General features: G+C 72.8%; 19 protein-coding genes. 5 read left to right on the forward strand and 14 right to left on the reverse strand.

The features are described from left to right. Positions 1-22: 22 nt before the first annotated feature. Positions 23-631 carry a TetR/AcrR family transcriptional regulator gene (locus ARTHRO9V_RS01235; protein WP_056044705.1) on the reverse strand — a complete coding sequence of 203 codons (609 nt, stop codon included), beginning with the start codon at positions 629-631 and terminating at the stop codon, positions 23-25. Between the two features lie 78 nt (positions 632-709). Between ARTHRO9V_RS01235 and ARTHRO9V_RS01240 the strand changes: the two genes are divergently transcribed. Then, on the forward strand, positions 710-1,507 hold the full coding sequence (locus tag ARTHRO9V_RS01240) for an SDR family NAD(P)-dependent oxidoreductase (protein ID WP_159825047.1): 798 nt from the start codon (positions 710-712) through the stop codon (positions 1,505-1,507). A gap of 191 nt (positions 1,508-1,698) precedes the next feature. Here ARTHRO9V_RS01240 and ARTHRO9V_RS01245 read toward each other — a convergent pair whose 3' ends face one another. Continuing rightward, positions 1,699-3,261 carry a glycosyltransferase gene (locus tag ARTHRO9V_RS01245; protein WP_236556829.1) on the reverse strand — a complete coding sequence of 521 codons (1,563 nt, stop codon included), beginning with the start codon at positions 3,259-3,261 and terminating at the stop codon, positions 1,699-1,701. Continuing rightward, positions 3,258-5,522 (reverse strand): glycosyltransferase, encoded by a 2,265-nt coding sequence (locus tag ARTHRO9V_RS01250; RefSeq protein WP_159825049.1) that lies wholly within the window; start codon positions 5,520-5,522, stop codon positions 3,258-3,260. Before ARTHRO9V_RS01250 ends, ARTHRO9V_RS01245 begins: the two co-directional genes overlap by 4 nt. A gap of 189 nt (positions 5,523-5,711) precedes the next feature. Here ARTHRO9V_RS01250 and ARTHRO9V_RS01255 point away from each other — a divergent pair, with 189 nt between their 5' ends. Next, complete coding sequence (locus ARTHRO9V_RS01255) at positions 5,712-6,932, forward strand: polysaccharide pyruvyl transferase family protein (protein ID WP_159825051.1); 1,221 nt, start codon at positions 5,712-5,714, stop codon at positions 6,930-6,932. Between the two features lie 351 nt (positions 6,933-7,283). Here the strand turns inward: ARTHRO9V_RS01255 and ARTHRO9V_RS01260 are convergent, their stop codons facing one another. The 4 genes from ARTHRO9V_RS01260 to ARTHRO9V_RS01275 all read right to left on the reverse strand — a co-directional run bounded on the left by ARTHRO9V_RS01260 (position 7,284) and on the right by ARTHRO9V_RS01275 (position 10,111). Continuing rightward, entirely contained in the window at positions 7,284-8,243 is a 960-nt protein-coding gene (locus tag ARTHRO9V_RS01260) for a helix-turn-helix domain-containing protein (protein WP_056044714.1), read from the reverse strand. 85 nt (positions 8,244-8,328) lie between these two features. Further along, positions 8,329-8,802, reverse strand: coding sequence for a hypothetical protein (locus ARTHRO9V_RS01265; RefSeq protein ID WP_159825053.1), 474 nt, complete (start codon positions 8,800-8,802; stop codon positions 8,329-8,331). A 167-nt stretch (positions 8,803-8,969) separates the two neighbouring features. Continuing rightward, the gene (locus ARTHRO9V_RS01270) at positions 8,970-9,515 is read right to left on the reverse strand and encodes a TetR/AcrR family transcriptional regulator (RefSeq protein WP_159825055.1); all 546 of its coding nucleotides are present in this window, start codon (positions 9,513-9,515) and stop codon (positions 8,970-8,972) included. A gap of 11 nt (positions 9,516-9,526) precedes the next feature. Continuing rightward, positions 9,527-10,111, reverse strand: coding sequence for a sugar O-acetyltransferase (locus ARTHRO9V_RS01275; protein WP_159825057.1), 585 nt, complete (start codon positions 10,109-10,111; stop codon positions 9,527-9,529). Positions 10,112-10,157: 46 nt separating this feature from the next. Here ARTHRO9V_RS01275 and ARTHRO9V_RS01280 point away from each other — a divergent pair, with 46 nt between their 5' ends. Together ARTHRO9V_RS01280 and ARTHRO9V_RS01285 are read left to right on the forward strand one after the other, a co-directional pair. Further along, entirely contained in the window at positions 10,158-11,375 is a 1,218-nt protein-coding gene (locus ARTHRO9V_RS01280) for an MFS transporter (protein ID WP_159825059.1), read from the forward strand. 16 nt (positions 11,376-11,391) lie between these two features. Further along, positions 11,392-12,801: an MFS transporter gene (locus ARTHRO9V_RS01285; RefSeq protein ID WP_159825061.1), complete on the forward strand. Its 1,410-nt coding sequence runs from the start codon at positions 11,392-11,394 to the stop codon at positions 12,799-12,801. A 315-nt stretch (positions 12,802-13,116) separates the two neighbouring features. On the opposite strand, the gene ARTHRO9V_RS01290 is transcribed toward ARTHRO9V_RS01285, so the two are convergent. The 3 genes from ARTHRO9V_RS01290 to ARTHRO9V_RS01300 form a co-directional block, all read right to left on the reverse strand. Then, positions 13,117-14,118: a carbohydrate ABC transporter permease gene (locus ARTHRO9V_RS01290; RefSeq protein ID WP_201298898.1), complete on the reverse strand. Its 1,002-nt coding sequence runs from the start codon at positions 14,116-14,118 to the stop codon at positions 13,117-13,119. Positions 14,119-14,224: 106 nt separating this feature from the next. Further along, on the reverse strand, positions 14,225-15,547 hold the full coding sequence (locus ARTHRO9V_RS01295) for an extracellular solute-binding protein (RefSeq protein WP_123571471.1): 1,323 nt from the start codon (positions 15,545-15,547) through the stop codon (positions 14,225-14,227). A 217-nt stretch (positions 15,548-15,764) separates the two neighbouring features. Beyond that, positions 15,765-16,967, reverse strand: coding sequence for an ROK family transcriptional regulator (locus ARTHRO9V_RS01300; RefSeq protein WP_201298899.1), 1,203 nt, complete (start codon positions 16,965-16,967; stop codon positions 15,765-15,767). Between the two features lie 340 nt (positions 16,968-17,307). Between ARTHRO9V_RS01300 and ARTHRO9V_RS01305 the strand changes: the two genes are divergently transcribed. After that, positions 17,308-18,234 (forward strand): ROK family protein, encoded by a 927-nt coding sequence (locus ARTHRO9V_RS01305; protein ID WP_159825065.1) that lies wholly within the window; start codon positions 17,308-17,310, stop codon positions 18,232-18,234. Between the two features lie 113 nt (positions 18,235-18,347). Here ARTHRO9V_RS01305 and ARTHRO9V_RS01310 read toward each other — a convergent pair whose 3' ends face one another. The 4 genes from ARTHRO9V_RS01310 to ARTHRO9V_RS01325 all read right to left on the reverse strand — a co-directional run bounded on the left by ARTHRO9V_RS01310 (position 18,348) and on the right by ARTHRO9V_RS01325 (position 24,735). Beyond that, positions 18,348-21,422: a glycoside hydrolase family 38 C-terminal domain-containing protein gene (locus tag ARTHRO9V_RS01310; RefSeq protein ID WP_159825067.1), complete on the reverse strand. Its 3,075-nt coding sequence runs from the start codon at positions 21,420-21,422 to the stop codon at positions 18,348-18,350. A 94-nt stretch (positions 21,423-21,516) separates the two neighbouring features. Continuing rightward, positions 21,517-22,353 (reverse strand): carbohydrate ABC transporter permease, encoded by an 837-nt coding sequence (locus ARTHRO9V_RS01315; protein ID WP_043594260.1) that lies wholly within the window; start codon positions 22,351-22,353, stop codon positions 21,517-21,519. 2 nt (positions 22,354-22,355) lie between these two features. Continuing rightward, on the reverse strand, positions 22,356-23,342 hold the full coding sequence (locus ARTHRO9V_RS01320; RefSeq protein ID WP_056043381.1) for a carbohydrate ABC transporter permease: 987 nt from the start codon (positions 23,340-23,342) through the stop codon (positions 22,356-22,358). A 4-nt stretch (positions 23,343-23,346) separates the two neighbouring features. Continuing rightward, on the reverse strand, positions 23,347-24,735 hold the full coding sequence (locus tag ARTHRO9V_RS01325) for an extracellular solute-binding protein (protein ID WP_056043385.1): 1,389 nt from the start codon (positions 24,733-24,735) through the stop codon (positions 23,347-23,349). Between the last annotated feature and the right edge of the window lie 87 nt (positions 24,736-24,822).

Here is a 24,822-nt window from a genome sequence, read left to right on the forward strand (position 1 = left end):
CACGTCCGGCGGACGACCCGCGTCAGTCGCGGCGGACGGTGTGCAACGGGCCGAGCGCGTGGTCCAGTGCGGCCTCGAGCGGCCAGCCCGCCCGCTCCGACTGGCTGAGCAGCAGTCCCCCCTGGATCGCCGCGATGATCGCGGTCGCGACGCGCACCGGATCGGCCGAGGCGTCGACCGAGCCCGAGGCCTGCAGCCGCCGGATGCCCGCGGCCAGCTGCTCGCGCCAGGCGTCCCAGCTCGCCTTGACGCTGCGCTCGACCTCGGCGTCCGTGGCCGCGACCTGGGCGGCGAGCGTGCCGATCGGGCAGGCCCAGCGGCCGAGGCTGATGTAGTACTCGACCAGGGCGGCGCGCCAGCGCTCCCAGGACTCCCAGGTGCCGAGGTCGTGGATCTCGGGCTCCTGCGCCTCGAGCAGCTGACGCCCCTCCCACCGGGCGACCTCGTGGATCAGCTCGGTCTTGCCGCCGGGGAAGTAGTGGAACAGCTGGCTCTTGCTGGTCAGCGTCGCGGCCCGCACCGTGTCGAGCGTCGTCCCGCCGATGCCCGCGGCGAGGATCTGCCGACCGGTCTCGTCGATGATCCTCTGGCGGGTGAGCCGCCCGCGCTCGGTGATCTTCGTCTCGTCCACGGTGGGATCCTACGTCGATTGGACCATTCGGTCCACGAACACTGGACTCGACGGTCCAGTCCGTGCTAGCAATGGACCATGCAGTCCAATGAAGAAGTCCTCGAGTCCCTGCCCACCGACGACCGCCTGGCCGGTCGCACCGCCCTCGTGACCGGCTCGACCAGCGGCATCGGCGAGGCGATCGCCCGCGTGCTCGCCGCCTCCGGTGCCACCGTCGTCGTCAGCGGCCGCGACGACGCCCGGGCCCGGCGGGTGGTCGACGCGATCACCACCCGAGGCGGCTCGGCCCACGCCGTGCCCGCCGACCTCGCCGGCCCGTACGCCGACCTCCGCGCCTTCGCCGCCCGGGCCACCGAGGTGCTCGGCGGCCGCGTCGACATCCTGGTCAACAACGCCGGCGTGTACCCGACCATGCCGACCGACGCCCTCGACGACGCCGACCTCGACGCCATCCTGGCGACGAACGTCCGGGCGCCGCACGTGCTCGTCGGTGCCCTCGCGCCGGCGATAGCCGACCGTGGAGACGGCTCGATCGTCAACATCGGCTCGTGGATGACCCGGGTCGGGGTGCCGTTCGGCGCCATGTACACCGCGTCGAAGGCCGCCGTCGAGCAGATGACCCGCACCTGGGCGGCCGAGTTCGGCCCCCGCGGCGTCCGCGTCAACAGCGTCGCACCCGGTGCGACGTCGACTCCGGGCAACGCCGGGTCGGCGGCCGTCCTCGACACCCTGACCGCGGCCACCCCGGCCGGTCGACCCGTGCGTCCCGTCGACATCGCCCACGCGGTGCGCTACCTGGCGTCGGACGAGGCGGCCTTCGTGCACGGGGCCCTGCTCGACGTCGACGGCGGCATCCTCCACACCCGGACGGTGTAGGCCGACCCGCGCCTCCTGCCGGTCGGCCCTCGGCCGGACGGACCAGACACCACGACGTGCCGCTCGCCTGCGAAGGCGAGCGGCACGTCGTGACATCCCGAGAGGCGGGGCGAGCCGAGGAGGCCCGGGCCGGCTCGGTCAGCCGCGCCCGGTCAGCGCCGCGTGGGCTCGTGCCCGTCCGGGCGTCTCGGTCAGCCGCGCCCGGTCAGCGCCGCGTGGGCTCGTGCCCGTCCGGGCGTCTCGCGCAGGGACGCCGCCAGCCCGGCCAGGCGCCCGGCCGCACCGGGGTCGCGCGTCGGCAGGTCGAGCACGTGCCGCAGCGCCTCCGCCAGTTCGTCGACCGTCGCCGTGTTCGGGGCGAGCGCCACGCCCACCCCGGTGCGCTCGAGGGCGGCGGCCCCGGCGAACTGGTCGGTCGAGAACGGCAGGACGACGACGGGCACGCCCGCGGTCATCGCCTCGGTCACGCTGTTGTTGCCGCCGTGCGTGACGGCCGCGGTCGCCGCGTCGAGCAGCGTCACCTGCGGCAGGAACTCGCGGACGAGCCAGTCGCTCGGCACCTCGCCGAGGTCGGCCCGGTCGCCCGAGCCGAGCGCGATCGCGGCCCGCACCCCGACCCGACGCAGGGCCTCGGCCACGCGCCCGAGCACGTCCGACCGCACCGAGAGGAAGCTGCCGAAGCTGACGTAGACGAACGGGGCGGGCGTGGGGTTGGGGTCGGGATCGGACGTGAGGTCGCGATCGGGGGTGGGGTCGAGGTCGGGCGCTGGCGCGGGCGCGCGGTCGGCGCCGCCGGCCAGCCAGGCGGCGACCTCGGCGTCCACCGGCTCGGCACGCACGGCCGATCCGAGCCAGACGTGCGGGGGCAGCAGGGCCTCGCGCTCGGGGTCGGCCAGCTCGCCCGGGTAGTTGTAGAGCAGCAGGTCGCCGTGCTCGCCGAAGGCGCTCGTCGACGGCGGCAGGTGCGGAGCGAGCTCGGCCAGCGCGGCGTTCCACTCGGCGGTGAACGAGGCGTCGACCCGCTCGCACAACTCGCGCAGCCCGGCGACGCCCTCGGGCGCGGCGCCGGCGTCGGCCCGCGCCACCGACGCATCTCCGGCGGCTCGCACCACGCTCGCGTCGTCGAACCACGTTCCGGGGCGGTTCGACGCCTCGACGGTGGTGCGGCCTCCGGCCAGCGCCGGGTCGGCACCGGCACCGGCACCCGCACCAGCACCGGCGCCGGCACCGCCGAACGCCGCGGGCCACTCGGGCGGGCAGCCGTACACCTCGTCGCCCACGGGCAGCGCGGTCGGGTGCCCCAGCACGACGTCGGCGAACGGCACGCCGCCGGCCACGAGCGCGAGCCGGGCGCTGAACGCGAGGTGGTCCACGACGATCTGGTCGGGCCGGACGGCGGCGACCACGTCGAGCACCGCCCGGGCCGTGGCGACCGGCTGCCACATGAGGTCGGTGAGGCGTTCGCGCGCCTGGTACGAGAGCGTCTCGACCATGCCGAGCCGGGTGGCGTCGAAGAAGCCGCGCAGCGACGCGTCCTCCTCGGCCACCTGCTCCTCGGCGCGGATCACCCCGGGGTTCGAGCCGCGCCCGAGCTGCAGGTGCACGCGCTCGAAGCCGAACGACTCGACGATGGCGGCGGTGGCCGGGCCGGTCGCGACGACGACGCGCTCGCCCCGGTCGCGCCACTCGGTGGCCAGGGTCGCGAGCGGCAGCAGGTGCGACGCGTAGTCGGGGCTGACGACGAGCAGGGTCATCGTGCGCTCACGCTCCACTCGCGCTGTTCGAGCTCGTCGTGGTGCACCGTGTCGTAGACGCCCGACAGCGACCGCGCCATGGCCTGGATCGTGAAGGACCGCTCGACGGTGTCGCGTGACCGGGCCGCGCGCGCCTCCGTCGTCTCGACCGAGGCCGCGGTGAGCGCCTCGCCCATCGCGAGGCGCAGGGCGTCGACGTCCCAGGTGCGGGTGAGCCAGCCGGTGTCGCCCTGACGCACGTAGGTCGAGGGCCCGCCGCCCTGCGGCGCGACGACGAGCAGACCGGAGCCCATCGCCTCGAGCAGGGCGATGCCGAACTCCTCTTTCAGGCTGCCGCAGACGTAGACGCCGCGGGGCGCCGCGAGCCCGGGCAGGCCGAAGCGGGCCGCGGCGACCCACCGGGCGACCGTGTCGTTCGGCCGGTGGCCGGGCAACAGGAGTCCGGAGGCGCGGTGCCGGCTCGCGGGGACGATCGCGTCGATGAGGTCGAGCTGTTCGCGCTCGTCGGCGCTCGGGTGCTCGAGGTCGCCGCCGATCAGCAGGAGGTTCGCGCGATCCCGCAGGGGTCCGTCGGCCCAGGCCTCGACGATCGTCGCCATGCCCTTGACCCGGTGCAGTCGTCCGACGCTGACCAGCAGCGGCAGACCGCGACGCTCGGGCGGCAGGGTCTCGAGCAGCGCGCCCAGCTCGGCGAGCGGCGGGGTCGCGGGCAGGCCCGCGGCGTGCTCGGCGGCCTCGGCGACCGAGCGGTCGACCACGCCGAGGTCGATGCCCTCGGGCACGATCGTGTGGCGCTCGGGGTGCGACGTGACGTCGATGCCGACGAGCTCGCGCATGTCGCGCTCGAGCTCGGGCCGGGGGAACAGCACGGTGTGCGACGCGTTCGACGCGAGCTGCTGGACGAGCCGGGTGCGGAACCAGAAGTGCTCGACCTCGTCGACGTCGCCGAAGGTCTCGCGGGTCAGCGCGCCCGACAGGTCGAGCGACTGGATGACGGCGTGCGGGTCCGGTGCCACCGTGAAGACGACGGGGATGTCGAGCTCGCGGGCGACGTCGGCCGCCGCGAGGCTGCCCACGTCGGCCATCCGCAGGTGCAGCAGGTCGACGCCGCCCGCGGCGCGCAGCACCCGCCGGATGCCGCGCCGGGCCGCCACCCGCAGCGGCCACGCGGTCGCCGACGAGACGGGGTCGCTGAGCAGCGGCACGCGTCCGTAGACGTGTCCGGAGGCGCGGGTCGCCAGATCGTGGACGCTCTCGACCGCCGCGTCCGCCGACCCGCGCGAGAGGGTGACCACCCGCTCGACGCGACAGTCGCCGAGGGCCTGCACCGCGCCTCCTGCGGGGAGCACGGCTCCGGCGGGGAGCACGCCGCCCGCGGCGAGCGCGTCGCCGAGCCGGACGAGCAGCGTCGCGATGCCGCCGTTGTCGCCGCTGCCGGCGTGGGTGAGGCCGGCGTCGATGTCGGCGTGCAGGAAGAGCTGCGCGATGGTGAGGCCGTCGCGCCCGGCGGGGTGGTCGCCGTCGGGTCCGTCCTCGACTCCGCGGTCGTGCACCCGGTGGCCGTCGGGCACCTCGTCCGGGGCGGAGAGGTCGATCGCGGACAGGCGCGCGACGTCGCCGAGGTAGCCGTCGTGGCGGGCGAGCTCGTGGACGACGGCGGCGACCGCCTGGTCGCCACGACGCTGGCCGAGGGCCGAGACGGCGGCGACGCGGACGTGCTCGTCCTCGCCCCGGTCGCGGGCGATCGTCAGCAGCGGGCGGGAGGTGATGCGGGCGCGCACGAGGCCCAGCGTCTCGACCAGGCGGTACCGGGCGTCGGGCTCGTGCACGCCGATCAGGGCGCCCTCGAGGGCGACGCCGACCACGGCAGGGGCGGCCGACGACCACTGCTCGAGCGTGCGCTGGGCGACCATGCCGGTGAAGCCCCCGGCCACGACGAGCCCGATCAGCCGACCGACCGTGTCGTAGCGGGGCAGCCGCTGGCTGAGCGCCGACGCGGCGTGCTCGCGGAGGAAGGTGCGGTCGCTCGACAGCAGATCGCTCAGCACGACGTCGGCCTGCTCGTCGAAGACCTGCGCGAGGGCGTTCGTCGCCGCGATGGCGACGAGCTGGTCGGGGCTGCCGAGGGCGCCGCGCAGCACGCGGATCGTCCGGGCCCCGCCGGTGCGCGCGGCGTCGAGCGCGAGGTCGTCGGCGAGGCGCATCGAGTCGACCAGGCGGTCGGCCTCGTGGATCGCGTCGAGCGAGGTCTGGATGCCCATGGCGGTGCCTCTCGGGTGCGGCGGGGTGGTGGTGCGGTGCCCGGCCCGCGGAGCCCGGGGCCTGGTGGAGCCTATCGCCGCCCGGTGGCCGCACGGTGGCCGCACGGTGTGCTCGGCGCCGCGGGGGTCCGGTACCGTCGTGGGCGGCATCGATCCCGCTGCCGAGTCCCGCAGCGAGAGGTGCCACCCGTGCGAATCGTCACCATCGGAGACGTCGGCGTGCTCGACGGCATGGTCCACATCGGCGACGAGGCGATGTTCCACGAGGCGACCGTGCAGCTGCGCGCCCGCGGCGCCACGATCACCGGCGTCTCGTCGAACCCGGCCGAGACCGCCGAGCGGTACGGCATCGACGCCGTGCCCGCGATCGGCTTCCACCCCGCGACGACCGGCGGCCGGCTCGGCCAGCGCGAGCGACGCGCCCGCGTGCTGTCGGCGATCGACGGAGGCGCGGGTCACCTCCCGCAGGACGACCCGGCCTGGCAGGTGGTCGAGGCCGTCCGCGAAGCCGACGGCGTGCTCGTCGCCGGCGGCGGCAACATGGCCTCGCTCTGGCCGATGCACGTCTACGAGCGGAACACGCTCGGACTCATCGCCCGACGCTTCGACAAGCCGCTGGTCGTCAGCGGGCAGACCATCGGGCCGGTGCTCGAGGGCGAGGACCGCGAGCTCGTCACCGAACTGCTCGACGCCGCCGCACTCGTGGGCCTGCGCGAGGGCGCGTCTCTCGAGCTCGTGCGGTCGCTCGGCGTCGACCCGACGACGACCGTGGGGACGGTGGACGACGCGAGCTTCCTCGGGTTCGAGGCCGCGCCTCCTGCCGGGGGTGCGGCGGGTGCGGCGGCGCCGTACCTCGCCGTCAGCCTGTCCGCGCACGTGGGCGACGCCGACCGGGGAGCCTTCGCCACGGCCGTCGCCCGACTGCTCGACCGGGTGGCCGGTGAGGCGGGGCTCGAGGTCGTGTTCCTCGCGCACTGGGGCTCGCTCGACCCGACCGAGGAGCGCGGCGACTCGCTGCTGCACCGGGCCGTGCTCGACCAGCTGACCGTGCCGGCGCGGGTCGAACCGACGACCGACTCTCCCGCGGCGGCCCGCTTCGCCCGCGGGGCGGCCCTCCACTTGACGAGCCGCTACCACCCGGCCGTGTTCGCCGTCGCGGGCGGCGTGCCGACGGTCGGGCTCGCGGTCGACGACTACACGACGATCAAGCTGACCGGGGCGCTCGGCAACTTCGGGCAGACGAGCGTCGTCTCGGCCGCGCAGCTGCTCGCGGGCGAGGCCGACGTGGTCGCGCTGGCGGCCTGGGCCGGGCGCGATGCGGTTCGCTCGGCGTGGGCCGACCGCCTCGACGGGACCCGCGCGGCGTCGGCCGCCTGGTGGGACCGGGTCGCCGCCGCGCTGCGCGGCTGACGCGACCCGCCTCGCGCACCATCGGGCGCGACCCGCGTCGGGTGGCGACCCGCGCCTCCAGGGGGCTGCCCCGCGTCGCGCGCACGCCGCCGGGTGACGGGCACCGCGCCAGGAGGTGGTCAAGGCGCCAGGACGTGGTCACGGCGCCAGGTTTTCCCGTGGCGCGGTGTCCACCTCCTGGCGTGGTGGCTGGTGGGCTGGTCGCGCCACGCCCCATCCCGCCATGAAGTAAACAGTCCGCCACACAAAGACGTGGCGGACTGTTTACATCGTGGCGGCGTGCCCGGCTGGCGGGACGGCCGAGGAGGCGCGGCGCGGCCTGCTCGCGCCAGCGCGGCTGACCGCGCGGGCTCAGCGCTGCAGCGTCGCGCTGGGGTACTCGCCGAAGCGTCCGACGTACGACGCCGTGAAGCGGCTCAGGTGGGTGAAGCCCCAGCGCTGGGCGACGGCGCCGACGGTGGCCTCGCCCGGGGCGAGCTCGATCAATTCGGCCCGCACGTGGTCGAGGCGGATGGTGCGCAGGTACTCGGTGGGCGTCACGCCGAGCTGTCGGCTGAAGGCCTGCTGCAGCCCTCGCGGCGTCAGGTGCACGGACTCGGCCAGCTGGGTCATGTTGACCGGCAGGTGCGAGTGCGTGTGCAGGTACTCGACCGCCTCGCGCAGCCGGGCGTTGCGCGGCACGAGCAGGGCGGGCGGCAGGTCGATCGACCGGTGCGAGAACGTGTCGAGCAGGGCGAACGCCGACTCGCGCTTGAGCTCGGAGCGCAGCAGCTCGGTCGACTCGCCGCCGAGGATGGTCTTCGCGGCGTTGGTGATGGTGGACTGCCAACGACGCAGGTTCGCCAGGTCGGGCACGGCCGTGTGGTCGAACTGCAACGGCCCGGCGAGGGCCCCTTCGTGCTCGGCGGCCATGCGCTCGAGGTAGGCGGCGTCGAAGTGCACCAGGTTCTGGCGGTACTCGCGCACCTCGAACTCGAAGGCCTTGCCGGTCGGGAACATCAGCGGACGGCCGATCTCGAACGCGGCCTCTTCGGCGCCCACGTCGACCCGGCCCTCGCCCGCGGTGATCCAGGCGACGACGTACTCGCGCTCGGGCTGGATGGCCCCGCGGATGTCCCCGAGGAACATCGCCGACCGCAGGGTCATGTCCTCGTCGCCCGCCGTCGTGTAGCGGTAGGCGAACGTCTCTTGCCGGGTGTCGGTGCGGAACCCGGCGCCGTTGTAGGTGTCCTCGAACAGGGCGCGCGCCTGGTCCATGTCGCGGCCGCCCATCTCGGAACGCACCGGGGGCAGGGTCTGTTCGGGTTCCATCACAGTGATCCTGCCATGACCGGGCCCCTGAAAGAACGCCCTGACCGGGCCGAAGCCCCGAAGCGGGGGCGGAGGTGCGTGGGGCTCACGCGCCGGCGGGGCTCGTCGCCGGGCCGAAGGCCTTCGTGAACGCCGCCTTGAGCACGGCCTTGAAGCCCGTCGGCAGCCGCGTGCGGTGCAGCACGTCGGCCTCGACGACCAGCGCGAAGAACGTCTCGCCCTCGACCAGCCACCAGGCCCGCACCGTCTCGGTCGAGAACACGGCCTCGCCGTCGGGCTCGTCGGGGCTCTCGACGATGACGCGGTCCTCGTAGAGGGCCACCGCACCGTGTTCGCCGTTCATGGACGCCGAGCACTCGAAGACCAGGTCGGGGTCGAGCGGGGGCGCGAAGTCGCCAAAGAAGAGGTCGGCCGCCGCCGTGCGGGTCACGTCGCCGACCTCGCCGAAGTCGCTGGAGACGTTGAAGTCGCCGAACGCCGTGTCGGGGGCGTCCGAACCGGTGGCCCCGGGAGCGTCGACCTCGGGGGCGCGGCGCGACATGTCGCTCTCTGCGTCCACTGGTTTCTCGACTCTCGTCCCGATCCGGTGCGTACCTTCTCACCGCCGTGCATCTTCTGCACCTGTTCCATTAGAGCGCCTAGCTACTGTGCGTCGCATCCGGGGGCGACCACAGTTCGGTTTGTGGCCATGTCGAGCGGAACCGCAGGAGGCGCAGCCGGCGACGGTCAGGAGGCGCGCGTGATGCGGTCCACGGCCTCGCGGGTCAGCGCACGACTCGGCGGGGACGGGTCGAGGGCACGGTGGATCGAGAGCCCCTCGATCAGGGCGTCGACCTGGCGGGCGGTGTCCGGGTCGAAGTGGCGCTCGAGCTCGACCCGGCTGCGGCGCATCCACTCGCGGGTGATCTCGCGGAACCTCGGCTCCCGCGCGGCCAGCGTGTAGAGCTCGTAGCTGAGCACCTGGTCGCGGACCGCGGCAGGGCCGGTCAGGTCGTCGTGGACCAACGCGACCACCGCCTCCTTGGCGTCGTCGCGGGTGGTCGCGGCACCGAGCCGGCGCTCGAACCGCACGATGATCGTCTCGGCGAAGCGCGAGAACGCCTCGTGCAGCAGTTCGTCCATGCCGTCGAAGTGGTACGTCATCGAACCGAGGGGCACGTCGGCGCGCGCCGCGATCTTGCGGTGCGAGGCGCCGGCGACGCCGACCTCGGCCACGACGTCGAGCGCCACGTCGATGAGGCGGTCACGACGGTCGGGCTCGGTACGTCGCACGGCGCCCACGATCAGATGCTCCTCAGCACGCGGGCCGGATTGCCGACCGCGACCACGTTCGCCGGGACGTCCTTCGTCACCACCGCCCCGGCGCCGATCACGCTGTTCTCGCCGATCGTCACCCCGGGCAGCACGATCGCGCCGCCGCCGAGCCAGACGTTGTCGCCGATCGTGATCGGCTTCGCGGCCTCGAGCTTGTCCCGACGCGGCTGCGGCTCGACCGGGTGCGTCGGGGTCAGCAGCTGGACGTTCGGGCCGATCTGGCAGTCCGCCCCGATCGTGATCGGGGCCACGTCGAGCGCGGTCAGGCCGTAGTTGACGAACGTGCCGGCCCCGATGGTGATGGAGCTGCCGTAGTCGACGTACACCGGCGGCCGGACGTGGGCCGTCTCGTGCAGGCTGCCGAACAGCTCGCGCGCGACGGCCTGCGCGGCGTCGACGTCGTCGGCGAAGACCGCGGCGAAGCGCGCCTGCAAGGTGATCGCCCGCTGCTGCTGCGCCGCGATCTCGGGGTCGTCCGCGATGTAGAGGTCGCCCGCGAGCATCCGCTCGTGGTTCGTGCGCGGGTCGCCGGCGAAGTGGTCGGTGGTGGTCATGCACGACACCCTAGACGACGAGCGTACGAACGTACACACTGGACCCATGACCAACCGACCGCCGTTCAGCCCCGAGCTCGCCCGACGCCGGGCGGCGGTGTTCGTCTTCATGGCGGTCGTCGGCGTCTCGCTCGCCTCGTGGGTCGTGCGGACCCCGGCCATCCGCGACCTGCTGCAGGCGTCGACGGGCGAGATGGGCCTCGTCATCTTCGGCCTGTCGATCGGGTCGATGGGCGGCATCGTGTCGTCCGCCCCGATCGTGCGACGGCACGGAGCCCACCGCGCCGTGGCGATCGGCGGCAGCGCGTTGGTCGCCGGCGTGGCCCTGGTCGGCGTGGCCGCCTCGCTCTCGATCACCCCCGGCGTCTTCGTCGGCCTCGCCCTGGTCGGTGCGGGAGTCGGCCTGGCCGAGATCGCCGTCAACATCGAGGGCGCCGCCATCGAGACCGCCTCGGGCCGCTCGGTGCTGCCCGTGCTGCACGGCTGCTTCAGCCTCGGCACGGTCGCGGGGGCCGGCCTCGGCATCCTGCTGACGGCGACGCACGTCCCCGTCCAGTGGCACCTGCTCGGGGTCGCGCTCGCGGGTGGCGCCGCACTGGCCTGGGCGGTGCCGATCGTGCCGCGCTCGACCGGACGCTCCGACGAGCGGGCCGAGCGCGCCTCCGGGGTGCGGGCCCGGCTCGCCGGGTCGCTCGCGGTCTGGCGCGACCGCCGGCTCGTGCTGCTCGGCCTGATCGTGCTCGCGCTCGCCCTGGCCGAGGGGTCGGCCAACGACTGGCTGCCGCTGCTCTTCGTCGACGGGCACGGGGTCTCGGCGACCGCCGGCACGGTCGTCTTCACGGCGTTCGCGGCGGCGATGACGGTCGGCCGCTTCCTCGGCGAACCGCTGCTCGCCCGCTTCGGGCACGCCACGGTGCTGCGCGCCAGCGCACTGGTCTCGGCGGTCGGCATCGCCCTCGTCGTCTTCGCGGACTCGGTGGTCGTCGCGGGCGTCGCCGTCGTGCTGTGGGGTCTGGGTGCCGCCCTGGGCTTCCCGGTGACCGTCTCGGCCGCGGCCGACGGCGACGACCCGACCACGGCGGTCGGAGCCGTCGCGACGATGGCCTACGTGGCGTTCCTGGTCGGGCCGCCGCTGCTCGGCTTCGTCGGCGAGCACGTGGGCCTGCGCAGCGCGATGATCGTCGTGCTGGTGGTGGTCGCGGGCGCCTCGCTGATCACCTCGGCGGCGCGTCCCCGCGAGCGGTCCGCCGCCGCCCGGCCCTAGTGTACGTTCGTACACCATGACGTCATCGACGACCTCTCCCGCGGCGCCGGCCCGCACCGTGCCGACGCGCGAGGACCGCCGCGCCCGACTCGGCGTCGCCCTGCTCTTCTTCACCAACGGCGCCCTGATCGCGAACCTCCTCCCGCGCTACCCCGCCATCAAGGACGGCCTCGAGCTGTCCAACGCCGACTTCGGCCTGGCGGTCGCGGCGATGCCGGTCGGCGCGCTCGTCGCGGGGCTCGGCGCCGGGTGGCTGATCCGCCGCCTTCGGTCGTCACGGGTGGCCGTGGTCGGCACGGTCGTCACCGGGGTCGCCGTCCTGCTGGCCGGCATCGCCCCGGTCGGTGGGCTGCTCGCCGCGGGCTTCCTGCTCGCCGGTGCCCTCGACGCCATCGTGGACGTCTCGCAGAACTCGCACGGACTGCGCGTGCAGTACCGCTACCGCCGGTCGATCCTCAACTCGTTCCACGCCGTGTGGAGCATCGGAGCCGTCCTCGGCGGGCTGATGGGCGGGGCGGCGGCGGGACTCGGCATCCCGATCGTCTGGCACCTCGGGGCCTCGGCGCTGATCTTCGCCGTCGTGGCGCTCGTCGCCTACCCGCTGTTGCTCGCCGGGCCCGAACCGGCCGAGGGGGCGGCCGAGGGTCCGTCCGAGACGGCCGACGCGGCGGTCCTGCCCGGCGACGACGTGACCGCGGGCGCCGGGGCGGCGGCCGCACCCGTGGCGACGGACTCCCCCGACGGCGGAGCGCAGGAAGCGCGGGCCGGCTCGACCACCGGGGCGGGCTCCGTCGACGACGCGACCCGCGCCTCCTCGGCTCGTGACGGTCGCCGCGTCTCGCCCGGGTTCGTCGCGAAGTGGGGCGTGCTGCTGGCCCTCGTCGTCATCGCGTCGTCGGGCGCCGTCGTCGAGGACGCCGGCAGCACGTGGGCCGCGCTCTACCTGGGGTCGCTCGGGGCCGGCGTGACCGTCGCCGCCCTCGGGTTCGTCTCGCTGCAGGGGGCCCAGTTCGTCGGACGACTGCTGGGCGACGGCATGGTCGACCGCTTCGGCCAGAAGGCCGTCGCCCGGGCCGGGGGCGTCTTCGTCGCGGTGGGCATGGGCATCGCCCTGGCGTTCCCGTCGGTGATCGGCACGATCGTCGGCTTCGCGGCGGCGGGGTTCGGCGTCGCGACCCTGATCCCGGCGGCGATGCACGCGGCGGACAACCTGCCCGGGTTCCGGGCCGGCACGGGGCTGACGCTGGTGAGCTGGCTGCTGCGGCTGGGGTTCCTGGCGTCGCCGCCCGTCGTCGGGTTCGTCGCGGACTCGGCCGGGCTGCGGTACGGACTGCTGCTCGTGCCCGTGGTGGGCGTGGCCGTGGTGCTGCTCGCCGGGGTGCTCGAGGGACGTCGGGCCCGGGGGTCGGCACCGCGCGGCAGCTGATCCGGTCGGTGCCGGACCGGGTCGGGTCGGGGCGGGTCGGGTCGGGTCGGGTCNGCCAGAACAGCGGGGTGGCCGTCATCACCTCGGGGCGCGGCTTGAACGCCGTGTTGACCATCCAGTAGACGGGGAACAGCCACACGAGGCTGAAGACGTTCGCGATCGCGTTGCTGACCCCGCGGGGCTTCCGGCGGCGACGGGTCGGGCGGGCGGGCGACGGGCGGCCGGTGCCGTGACCCGAGCGCGCCTCCTTGCTTCTCTCGTCGCGCGCGACGGTCTCGGTCGTCGTGGTGCCGACGCCGGCGGGTGCGGTCGTGGTCACAGGTCTTCTCCGGATCGGACGAGGTTGCGGACGTAGAACGCGGTCAACACGACGAGCAGCAGGGTGGTGACCACCGAGATGGCGGCGCCCTGCCCGATGTCGAAGCCGACGAACGCGGTGACGTAGGTGAAGACGCCGAGGGTCGAGGTGGCGTCGTCGGGGCCGCCGGCCGAGACGAGCCAGATCTGGTTGAAGACGTTGAAGTCCCAGATGATCGACAGGATCGTGATCAGCAGCAGCGTCGGCTTGAGGAAGACCAGGGTGACGGTCCGGTACACGCGCCACTCGCTCGCCCCGTCGAGCCGCGCGGCCTCCTTGTACTCGAGCGGGATCTGCGTCTCGGCGGCGTACATGGTCAGCGCGATGAAGGGCACCGCCTGCCACACGATCAGCAGCCAGATGCTCGTGTAGGCGAGGGCCGCGTCGTTCGACCAGTCGACGTTGGTCATGTCGCCCACCAGGCCGGTCCGGGTCAACAGCCAGTTCACGACGCCGTAGCCGGGCTGGAACAGCCACTTCCAGACGATCGACGACGCCACGTTGGGCATCGCCCAGGCGAGGATCAGCACGACGGTCACCGTGTAGCGCATCGGCGTGCCGAGCCGGGTGAGCAGGTGCGAGACGCCCGTGCCGATGAGGACGCTGCCGCCGACCATCGCGGCCGTGAAGACCAGCGTGCGGACGAGCGACCACCAGAAGTCGGTGTCGGCCAGCAGGGTCGCGTACTGCTGCACGCCGACCGAGTCGTACGCGCCGGTGAAGAGCGAGCGCTGGTCGTAGTCGGTGAACGACGTGAAGACCAGGAACACGATGGGCGCGACGGTCACGGCGAGCAGCACGATGCCCGCGGGCGACAGCAGCCAGAGCGGGGCGAGCTGGCGCTTCCCGCCGGGGCGCACCGGGGCCTTCCGTTCGGCCTTCGGGCGCCGGCCGCCCATCTGGTCGGGTGCCGCGCCGGGCGGGGTCTCGGTGAGACCGGGGGCGATCGAGAGGGCCACGGTTCCTCTTTCGGTTCGAGTCCAGGAGGTGCGGGTCGAGGGGGCGGGAGCGTCACGCGATCAGGTGGTCGCGTGACGCCCCCGGGGTGCTGCCGAGGGCTCGGTGCTAGTCGTTCAGCGCCTCGTCGGTGGCCTCGTCGAAGGACTTCGCGGCCGCCTCGGGCGACTTCGAGCCCGAGACCACCGAGGAGAAGAGCTGGTTGATGCTCTTGTCGCCCTCGAGGGCCGCCCAGTTCGCGCTGGCGGGGGTGGCCTTCGAGTTGAGCGCGGCGTCGAAGAAGCCCTTCTGGATCGGCGTCACCACGCTGCCGGCCGCCTCGATGCCCTCTTCGCTGTTCGGGATCCAGCCGTCGTTGCCCACGACCCACTCGCTCTGGATGTCCGGGCTCGTGGCGATCTTGGTCCACTGCAGGGCCAGGTCGGAGTTCTGGCTCTTGGCCGCGATTCCCCAGTCCGAGCCGCCGAGCATGACCGGCTGCGTCTCGCCCGACTTGCCCGGCATCGGGAACGTGCCGAAGTCGTCGTCGGTCAGGGCGGGGTTGGCCTTCTGGATCAGGTCGATCGAGCCGTTGGTGTGCAGGATCGTCGCCGTCTTGCCGTCCGCGAAGACCTGCGTCTGGTCGGGCGCGTCGGTGTCGAGGGTCTGCGAGGCGGGCGTCGAGTAGGCGTTCTGGAACTCGGTGAAGTCGGCCAGTCCCTGCTGCGCCTCGTCGCTCGCCAGGCCCGCCTTCCAGGTGCCGTCGCTCGACGTGGCGATCTCTCCGCCGGCGTCCCAGACGAACTGCATGCCCGCGTACCAGTACTGGCCGGGCAGGTAGAACGCCGAGAAGTCGGACGCCGTGTTCGCGGCCTTCACCTTGTCGAGGTCGGCGGTGAGCTCGTCGTAGGTGGTGGGCGCCTCGGTCACGCCGGCCTCGGCCCACATCGTCTTGTTGTAGATGACGGCGCGGGCACCGGCGAAGCCGGGCACGGCGTAGAGCGAGTCGTCGACGGTCGCGGGCTCCTCGAGGCCCGTCAACCAGGTCTGACCCTGCTCGAGGTCGTCGCGGTACGCCGTCAGGTCGAGGAGTGCACCGTTGGCCGCGTAGCTGGCGACCTGCGTGTTGCCGAGGTCGAGCACGTCGGGTGGGGTGCTCGTGGCGAGTGCCGTGCTGATCTTGGTGGTGATGCCGTCCCACTGCTGGATCTGGACGTCGACGTCGGCGCCCGTCTGCTTCGTGAACTCCTCGTTGACGGCATCGATGGTCTCGGGCGTGTAGTCGCCCGTCATCACCCAGACCGTCAGGGTCTTGCCGTCACCCTTGGTGGTGGGCACGGCCTGGGGTTCGTCGGACGAGCTGCCGCCCGTGCCCGAGCTCGAGCAGGCGGACAGGGCGAGTGCCGCGGCCAGGCCCAGGGCCCCGACCGCCGTGTAGCGTTGGATTCGCAATTTCATCTCCTCGTTCTCGAAGCGGGGATGCCGCATCGCTGTGGTCCCGGCCCGCGCTCGCACAAGCGTCGGGTCGGGAATGCGGCACGGGCCGAGGCCCTCGCCGCCTCCGGGGGTGGACCCCCGAGGTCTGTGGTGGGGCGGTCGCCCCGGGCGAGCCGGGCACCGGGCGAGCCGGGCACCGGGCGTGCCGACGCCGGGCGTGCCGACGCCGGGCTCACGTCAGCCCCAGTTCGGCCTGCAGCACGAACGACGCGGCGCCTCGCAGGGCGAGGTCGGTGCCGCTGCCCGCGATCCGCATCGTCAGGCCGTTGCTGACGGCGGACAGCGTGCGCTGCCGGACGGTCTCGCGGGCTGCGCGCAGCATCGCGCCCTCGACCAGGTCGGCCGGGCCCGACAGCACGACCTCGTCGATGTTGAGCGCGCTGACGATGGGGGCGAGCACCAGGCCGAGCGCGCGACCGGCCTCGTGGAGGACGGCGCCGCGCGACCCCTCGTCGTGCTGTCGGAGGCGCGCCCTCAGCTGCGGGGCGGCGATGGCCTCCTCGAGGCAGCCTCGTCGACCGCACGCGCACACGTCGCCGTTCTCGTCGACCGTCACGTGCCCGATCTCCCCGGCCGAGAACTGGTCGCCCTCGACGAGCGCACCGGCGACGATCAGCCCGACCCCGACACCGTGGTCGATCGTGACGACGATGAGGCTCTGGCCCGCCGGAGACCGCCCGTCGCCGCTCTGCCCGGCTGCAGCCGGTCCGGTCGCGCCGGGTCCGGTCGCGCCCCGCCCGGTCTCATCGTTCCCGACCTCCTCGCCGAAGGTGCGGATGCCCATCGCCGCGGCGTTGGAGTCGTTGCCCACGTGGACGGGCAGACCGGTGCGGGCCGACAGTCGGGACCGCAGCGGGAGGTCGTACCAACCGAGGTGGACGGCCGTGCGCACGACGCCGTCGTGGTCGACGATGCCGGGAGTCGCGACGCCGACCCCGAGCAGCCGGCGGGTCGTCCGCGAGGCGAGGTCGTCGACGAGCCGCTCGACCAGGCTCACGGCGGCCTCGCCGACGGCCCCGTCGAGTTCGACCCCGGCGCGCTCGACGACCCCGCCCCGCAGGTCGACGACGGCCCCGACGAAACGCTCGGCACTCGACAGGTCGACCGTGACGATGTGGAAGGCGTCCGACTCGATGCCGACGAGCGTCGCCGGCTTTCCGACGCGCGCGTCGTCGCGGACGCCGAGCTCGCGGGCGATGCCGTCGTCGATGAGTTCGGCGACGAGGGCGGAGACGGTGGGGCGCGTCAGACCCGAGCGACGCGCGAGGTCGGCTCGACTCATGGAGCCGTCGCGGTACAGGGCCTGCAGGAGGAGGGACCGGTTGTGGGCGCGGACCGGCGGCTGCTGCTGCCGGGTGATCGTCGTGCTGGTCACGGGCGCGTCCTCTCGTCTCGGCATCGTCGCCGACCTCGGACCCGGTGAGAGGGCCCGTCGGCAGCGGTGCCGGGTGGCGTCGCCATGGTGGCGTGCCGTTAGTAAATGGGCCTTACAAACACGTGTCAAGGTGCGTGGCGGCGAGTTTACGCACACGAAACACCGGCGGTCAACACCCGAAACACGGCGTTCCACGGGCCATGCCCCCCTTGCCGCGACCAGGTTCGTAAGCTTTACTAACAAACATGTCCACGCTCGCCACCGTGTCCGTCGCCGCGCCTCACGGCGCCGTCGGCGGTGCGCCGGCGGGACCGTCCGCAGCCGGGTCGACGGAGTGGCCGTGAGGGTCGGCCTCGACATCGGCGGTACCAAGATCGACGCGGTCGTCGTCGACGGGTCCGGAGCCCCCGTCCATCGCCTCCGCCTACCCACGGGGTTCGGCCCCGATGCCGTGCTGACGAACGCGGCCACGGCGGTCGCCTCGTTGGCGGACCGCTCCGGCGTCGCCGTCGAGGCCTTCGAGTCGGTCGGCGTCGGCATCCCCGGCCTCGTCGACGGCACGACGGGTCGCGTGCGGCACGCCGTGAACATCGGCTTCGACGACGTCGCCGTGGGGCCGACGCTGAGCGCCCGGCTCGGGGTCCCGGTCCGGGTCGAGAACGACGTCAACGCGGCCGCGCTCGGCGCGTACCTCGCCATGTCGCTGTCGGGGTCCGTCGGCTACCTCAACCTCGGCACCGGCCTCGCTGCCGGCCTCGTCGTCGACGGCGAACTCTGGCGCGGCTCGCGGGGCGTCTCGGGCGAGATCGGTCACGTCCCCGTCGACCCCGGGGGCGAGCTCTGCCCCTGCGGGCAGCGCGGTTGCCTCGAGACCGTCGCGGCCGGCGCCGCGGTGTCCCGTCACTGGCCGACCGAGGGGGCGTACCCGGCCGTGGCGCTGTTCGCGGCGGCCGACGCCGGCGACCCCGAGGCCGTCCGCGTGCGTGCCGACCTCGCGGCGGGGGTGGCGGCCGCGGTGCGCCTCCTCGTCCTGACGACCGACGTGGACTCCGTCGTGATCGGCGGCGGCCTCAGCAACCTGGGACGACCCCTGCTCGACGACGTCGCCGGGGTGCTCGACCGGTGGGCGGCGGGGTCGCCCTTCCTCGCCTCGCTCGAGCTGTCGTCGCGCATCGAGCTGCTGCCGCCGGGGTTCCCCGTGGCGGCCGTCGGTGCCGCGACGATCGGCGCCCGCGGACCCGCCACAGCCGTCGCCGCCGCCCTCTGACCGCCACCACGGCCCTGCCCGCCACACCGCCACACCGCCACGAGATGGTCACAGCACCAGGAGAAAACCTGGCGCTGTGACCATCTCGCGGTGCAGTGCCCGCAGGTGCTGCGCTACGCCCGGGCCACCCGCAGCGTCACGATCTCGAACGGGCGCAGCGTCAACTCGACCGCGGAGCCCGACGCCCACCGACCGGCCCCGGCCGTGCCCGACGCCAACTCGCGCTCGATGAGGTCGGTGCGCCACGCCTCGCCGAACCCGCTGTCGGCGTCGACCGTGACGGCGGTGGCCGCCCGAGCACCGCGAGCCTCGTAGAGCCGCACGATCAGGTCGCCCGACCGGTCCTCGGCCAGCTTGACCGCCTCGACCAGCACGGCCGGCGACGACGACGACACCAGCGGAGCGACCCTGGCGCCCGACGACCCCTCGACCCGTCGGACGGGCAGGTTCATGCGGTAGCCCGCGGTCGCGGCGTCGAGCACGTCGGGCGCGACCCGCACGGACGAGCGCAGCACGTGCCGCCCCTGATCGGCGTGCGGGTCGGGGAACGTCGGTGCCCGCAGCAGCGACTGGCGCACGAGCGTCGTCGTGCCGCCGTCGCCACCCTCGGCCGTGTCGCGGGTGCTCCGCGTGATGTCGTGGCCGTAGGTGGCGTCGTTCGCCACGGCCACGCCGAAGCCGGGCTCGGCGACGTGCACCCAGCGGTGCGCGACGGTCTCGAACCGGGCGAAGTCCCACGACGTGTTCTGGTGGGTCGGGCGCTGCACGTGACCGAACTGCACCTCGGAGGCCGCCCGGTCGGCGTGCACGTCGAGCGGGAACGCCAGCTTGAGCAGCTTCTGCCGCTCGTGCCAGTCGACCTCGGTCTGCACGTGCAGTTCGCCCTCGCCGTCGTCGAGCCACCAGCGCTGCACGATGGTCGAGTCGCCGACGCGGCGGGTGACGACGAGCGCGCCGCCGTCGACGACGACCGACTCGGCCTCGACCAGGTCGGTGCGGACGTTCTTGTACGCCTGGTCGACGTCCCAGGCGTCCCACTGGTTGGGGGTGTCGCGGAAGAGCTGCAGCAGCCCGAGCCGTGCGCCCGGGGCGACGAGGTCGCGTCCCGACGTGGCGTCGACGAGCGAGGCGACCAGGCCGTCAGCGTCGAACACCGCACGCACGAACCCGTTGTCGAGCACCCAACCGCCGTCGGAGGCGACCGGCGCCACCGACCCGACCCCCGCCTCCTGGGCCCGTCCCGCGGCCGACCCGGCCGCGGCGTCGACCCCGGCCGACGGGACCGGCCCGGCGTTGAACGTGGTCGTCGCCGACCCCGTCCCCGCCAGCGACCGCTGGGCCGAGCCGATGATCGCCTCGAGCTGCTGGGCGACCCGCGCGTAGTGCCGCTCGGCCTCGTGGTGCACCCACGCGATCGACGACCCGGGCAGGATGTCGTGGAACTGCTGGAGCAGCACGACGTGCCAGATCTCTTCGAGCTCGTCGTAGGGGTAGTCGAGCAGTCCGCGTACGGTCGCCGTGGCGCTCCACAGCTCGGCCTCGCGCAGCAGGTGTTCGCTGCGACGGTTGCCCTGCTTGGTGCGGGCCTGCGACGTGTACGTGCCGCGGTGGAACTCGAGGTACATCTCGCCCGACCACACGGCCGGGTCGGCCAGCTCGGCCCGTGCCTGCGCGAAGAAGGAGGCGGGGGTGCCGACGGTCACGCGGGGCGAGCCCTCGAGGTCGCCGGCCCGGCGCGCGGCCGCCATCATCTCGCGGGTCGGGCCGCCACCGCCGTCACCCCAGCCGAACGGGACGATCGAGACGTTCGAGAACCCCTTCTCGGCGTAGCCGCTCTCGGCGTGGGCGAGCTCGGCCGGCGAGAGGTCGGAGTTGTACGTGTCGACGGGCGGGAAGTGCGTGAACACGCGACTGCCGTCGATGCCCTCCCACAGGAAGGTGTGGTGCGGCATGCGGTTCGTCTCGTTCCAGGACTCCTTCTGCGTGAAGAACGAGCTGGCGCCGGCCGCTCGGGCGATCTGAGGCATCGCCCCGGTGTAGCCGAACGAGTCGGGCAGCCACACCTCGTCGTTGTCGATGCCGAACTCCCGGAGGAAGAACCCCTTGCCCGCGACGAACTGCCGGGCCAGTGCCTCGCCGCCGGGCATGTTGGTGTCGGACTCGACCCACATGCCGCCGACCGGCACGAACCGGCCCTCGGCGACCTTCTGCGCGACCCGTGCGAACAGCTCGGGGTAGCGCTCCTTCAACCAGGCGTACTGCTGCGCGCTCGAGGCGGCGAACACGAAGTCGGGGTCGTCGTCCATCAGGGCGACGACGTTCGAGAAGGTGCGGGCGACCTTGCGCTGGGTCTCGCGGACGGGCCAGAGCCAGGCCGAGTCGATGTGCGCGTGGCCGGTCGCGACGACCCGGTGCGCGCTCGCGTTCGCCGGTGCCGCGAGCACGTCGGCGAGCGCGGCACGCCCGGCTGCCGCGGTCCCCGCGACGTCCGCGTGGTCGACGACGTCGCACATCCGGTCGAGCGCCCGCAGGATCTCGTGCCGTCGAGGTGACGTGAGCTCGAGGGTGCGCATCAGCCCGACGAGGGTCCAGACGTCGCGGTCGAGTTCGGCGACCACCTCGTCGCGTTCGGCGAGCACGATGCTGCGCAGGGCGTAGATGGGGGCGTCGCCCGCGGTCTCGGGGTCGCCGAGCGGTGTCTCGCCGTGGAAGTCGTCGCCACCGATGTCGGGGTTCGACGCGGCCTCGACGTAGACGTCGATCGTGCTGCCCGGGGTGACGCCCGCGCCGATCGCCGTCAGGGGCACGTAGCCGTTGTACGGCTCGATGGCCTTGACGATCGTGCCGTCGGGTCGCCAGACGAGGCCCTCGGCCTGGAACCCGGGCTGCCTGATGCTGAAGCCCAGGTCGACGACGAGTTCGAGGGCGGTCGCCGGGTCGGTGCCGAGGTCGTCGGGGACCGTCCCCGTGACGTGGAACCACGTCGTGCCCCACGGCCTGCTCCACGGCGAACCGACGGCGAACGGCTCGAACGTCTGCGAGACGGCCTCGGCGAAGGGGACCGGCTCACCCGGCGCCTCCCAGGCCGTGATCGTCAGCGGGACGGCCCGACGGTAGACCGCCGGGGTGATGCGGTCGCGGACGAAGCGGTCGATGCGGGCCTCGACGAGGACGGTGTTGTCGTGCATGGGATCAGTCTCCTGACGGGCGCGCCGGGGCGCACGGTGGGGCGGGTCGTTCTGTGGACCGGGAGGGCGGCGGGGGCACTGGTGGGGAGGCGCCTCACCCCTTCACGGCGCCGGCCAGCGCGTTCGAGCCGCCGAGGGTCCGCGAGACGAGGACGTACAACGCGATGACGGGTACCGAGTAGACGATCGAGAACGCCGCCAGCTGGCCGTACGCCACCGAGCCGTACTGCCCGAAGAAGTTGAAGATGCTCACGGCCGCCGGCTGCTTGTCGGGGCTGAGCAGCAGCACGAACGGCACGAAGAAGTTCCCCCACGCCTGGATGAACACGAAGATGAACACCACGGCGATGCCCGGCCGCATGAGCGGCACCACGATGCGCGTCAGGGTCGAGAACATCGAGGCCCCGTCGGTCCACGCGGCCTCCTCGAGCGAGATCGGCACCGAGTCCATGAAGTTCTTCGCCATCCAGATCGCCATCGGCAGGCTGGTCGCGGCCAGGAAGAACACCGTGCCGCCGATCGAGTCGATCAGGTTGAGCGAGACGAACAGGCTGTAGACGGGCACCATCATCGCGGTGATGGGCAGGCCGGTGCCGAAGAGGATGCCGTAGAGGAACGGCTTGTTGATGCGCATCCGGTACCGCGAGAGCGGGTACGCCGCGAGGATCGCCACGACGACGGTCACCAGGGCGCAGCCGCCCGACACGATGAGGCTGTTGGCGAGCGGGACGAACGAGATCTCGGGCGTCAGCACGGCGGTGAAGTTGTCGAGCGTGAACTGTGACGGCACCTTCGCCGACAGCGTGGCCGACGGGTCGAACGATGCCAGCAGCAGCCAGGCGAGCGGGACGGCGAAGCAGATCGCGATGACGATCAGCACGGCGTTCGAGACGGCCTTCATGCTGCGGCCGCTGGGTGAGGTCATGGCCATGGTCAGTCGACCTCCGGTTTGAGGGCCCTGATGTAGATGATCGAGAAGACCGCGCCGACCAGCAGCATGATCGTGGCGATGGCGGTCCCGAAGCCGAGCTGCGAGAACTGGAAGGCCTCCTGGTAGGCCAGGATCGGCAGGGTCGTGCTGTTCACGCCGGGTCCGCCGCCCGTCATCACGTAGATCAGGGTGAAGACCGAGAGCGTCTGCAACGTGGTCAGCATGAGGTTGGTCGAGATGCTGCGTCGGATGACCGGCAGCGTGATGAAGACCAGGCGTTGCCAACCGGTGGCGCCGTCGACCTCCGCCGACTCGGTGATCTCGGGGGGCACCTCCTGCACCGCCGCCGAGTAGACGAGCATCGAGAACGCGGCGCCGCGCCAGATGTTGGCGAGGATCACCGAGAGCATCGGCATCGCGTAGAGCCAGTTGGCGCCCGTGATGCCGAACCACGACAGGACCGTGTTGAGCGTGCCCGCGTCATTGAAGAACGCGTACGCCGCGAAGGCCGCGACGATCTCGGGCAGCACCCACGCGGCGATGACGAACGTGCCGACGATCGAGCGCACGACCTTGTGGCCGTTCCGCATCAGTAGCGCGAGCCCCAGGCCGACGACGTTCTGGCCCACCACGGCCGAGAAGAAGACGAAGGCGAGCGTCAGCAGCACCGACTTCGGGAAGTCCGGGTCGGCGAACAGCTCGGTGTAGTTGCGGAACCCGATGAACTCCGAGCCGCCGGCGGCGTAGCCGGTCAGCGACGCGTCGGTGAACGAGCCGTAGAAGCTCGAGATGACGGGCCCCAGCAGGAACAGGGCCAGCAGGACGAAGGCCGGGACGAGCGGCAGGGTGCGGGCGCCGGTGCGCAGGGCGCGCGCCTTCGACGCCCCCGCCCGGCGACCCGGCTTCTCGCCGTGGGGCCCGGGGCCGGGCCCGGAGGCCCCCGGTCGGCCGCTCTCACGGCCGACCGGGGTGGGGGCGATGGTCGCCATGTGGCTAGTCCCCCGCCTTCTGCGTCTGGTCCTCACCGACGATGCCGACCAGCTGGTCGTCGAAGGCGGCGGCCGCCTCCTCGGGGCTCTGCTGGCCCGTCATGACGGCCTCCATCGCGACGGTGATCTCGTTCGAGATGCGGCTGTAGTCGGTGGTCGCCGGACGGAAGTGCGTCACCGGCACGATCGACGAGAAGAACTCGAAGGTCGGGTTGCTGCCGACGTACTCGGGGTCCTCGGCGACGTCGCTGCGCACCGCGATCTGGCTGGCGGCGATGTCGTAGCTCTGCGAACCGTCCTTGTCGAGGGCGTCGGCGATGAACTCGAACGCCTTGTCGGGGTTCTTGGTCTTCGAGCCGACGGCCAGCGTCCAGCCGCCCGACATGCTCGTCGCACCCGGCTTCGCACCGTCCTGGGTGGGCATGGGCGCCTGGCCCATCACGTCGTTCCACTCGGGCCACGGGTTGGTGCCGGTCTCCAGCCAGGTGCCGCTCATCCACGATCCGTCGAGGGCGATCGCGAGCTTGCCCTGCGGGAGCCATTCCCCACCGACGATGGTGGCGATGTTGGTGTCCAGCGCCTCCTCGGGTTTCGGTCCGATGCCGCCCTGGTAGACGTCCTCGATGAAGCCGAGCGAGTCGACGAAGCCCTGCGAGTCGGTGAGCCACTTGCCGGTCTCGTCGTCGTACAGGGTGCCGGTCGGCGTGCCGTACAGCAGCATCTCGAAGCCCTGCATGGTCGCGCCCTCGCCCTGCGGCTTGCCCGAGTACACGTTGAGCGGGACCACGTCGGGCACCTTCGCCTTGACCGTCTCGGCCGCGTCGAGCACGTCCTGCCAGGTCTTCGGCTCCCACGGCACGGGCAGGCCGGCCTGCGCGAAGAGGTCCTTGTTGTACCAGAGCGCCCGGGTGTCGGTGCCCATCGGGATGCCGTAGGTCTTGCCGTCCTCGCCGACGCCGGCCTCCTTGGCGTTGTCGTAGAACGCGTCCCAGTCCTCCCACGCGTCGGTGTACTCGTCGAGCGGCAGCAGGTAGCCGGCGGCTGCGTCGCTCTTGACCTTGAAGGTGTCCTCGTACATGACGTCGGGCGCGGTGGCCGCCGACCGGTTCATCAGCGCGAGCTTGGTGAAGTAGTCGTCGTTCTGCGCCGCGATGGGCACGAACTCGACCTTCATGCCGGGGTTGGCCGCCTCGAAGGTCTTCGCGGTCTCCTTCATGTGGGCGTCCATCTGCGTGAACGTCCCGAACTTCTGGTACGCGACCTTGATGGTGTCGGAGTCGCCGCTGCCGGCGCCCCCCGAGCAACCCGAGGCCAGCAGGGCCGTGGCGACCGCTGCGGCGGCGACGGCCAGTGCGCGCTTGCGCCCCCGGACCGAGGTGAACGTGCGTGACATGGTGCTCCTTTGCTCCAGTCGCGTCGGCGCCGGGCTGCTCTGCCCGACCGCGATTCGATTACTACATCGTATGGAGTAACTCGTGTC

Source organism: Frigoribacterium sp. 9N (genome assembly GCF_902506305.1).
Classification (GTDB): Bacteria; Actinomycetota; Actinomycetes; order Actinomycetales; family Microbacteriaceae; genus Frigoribacterium.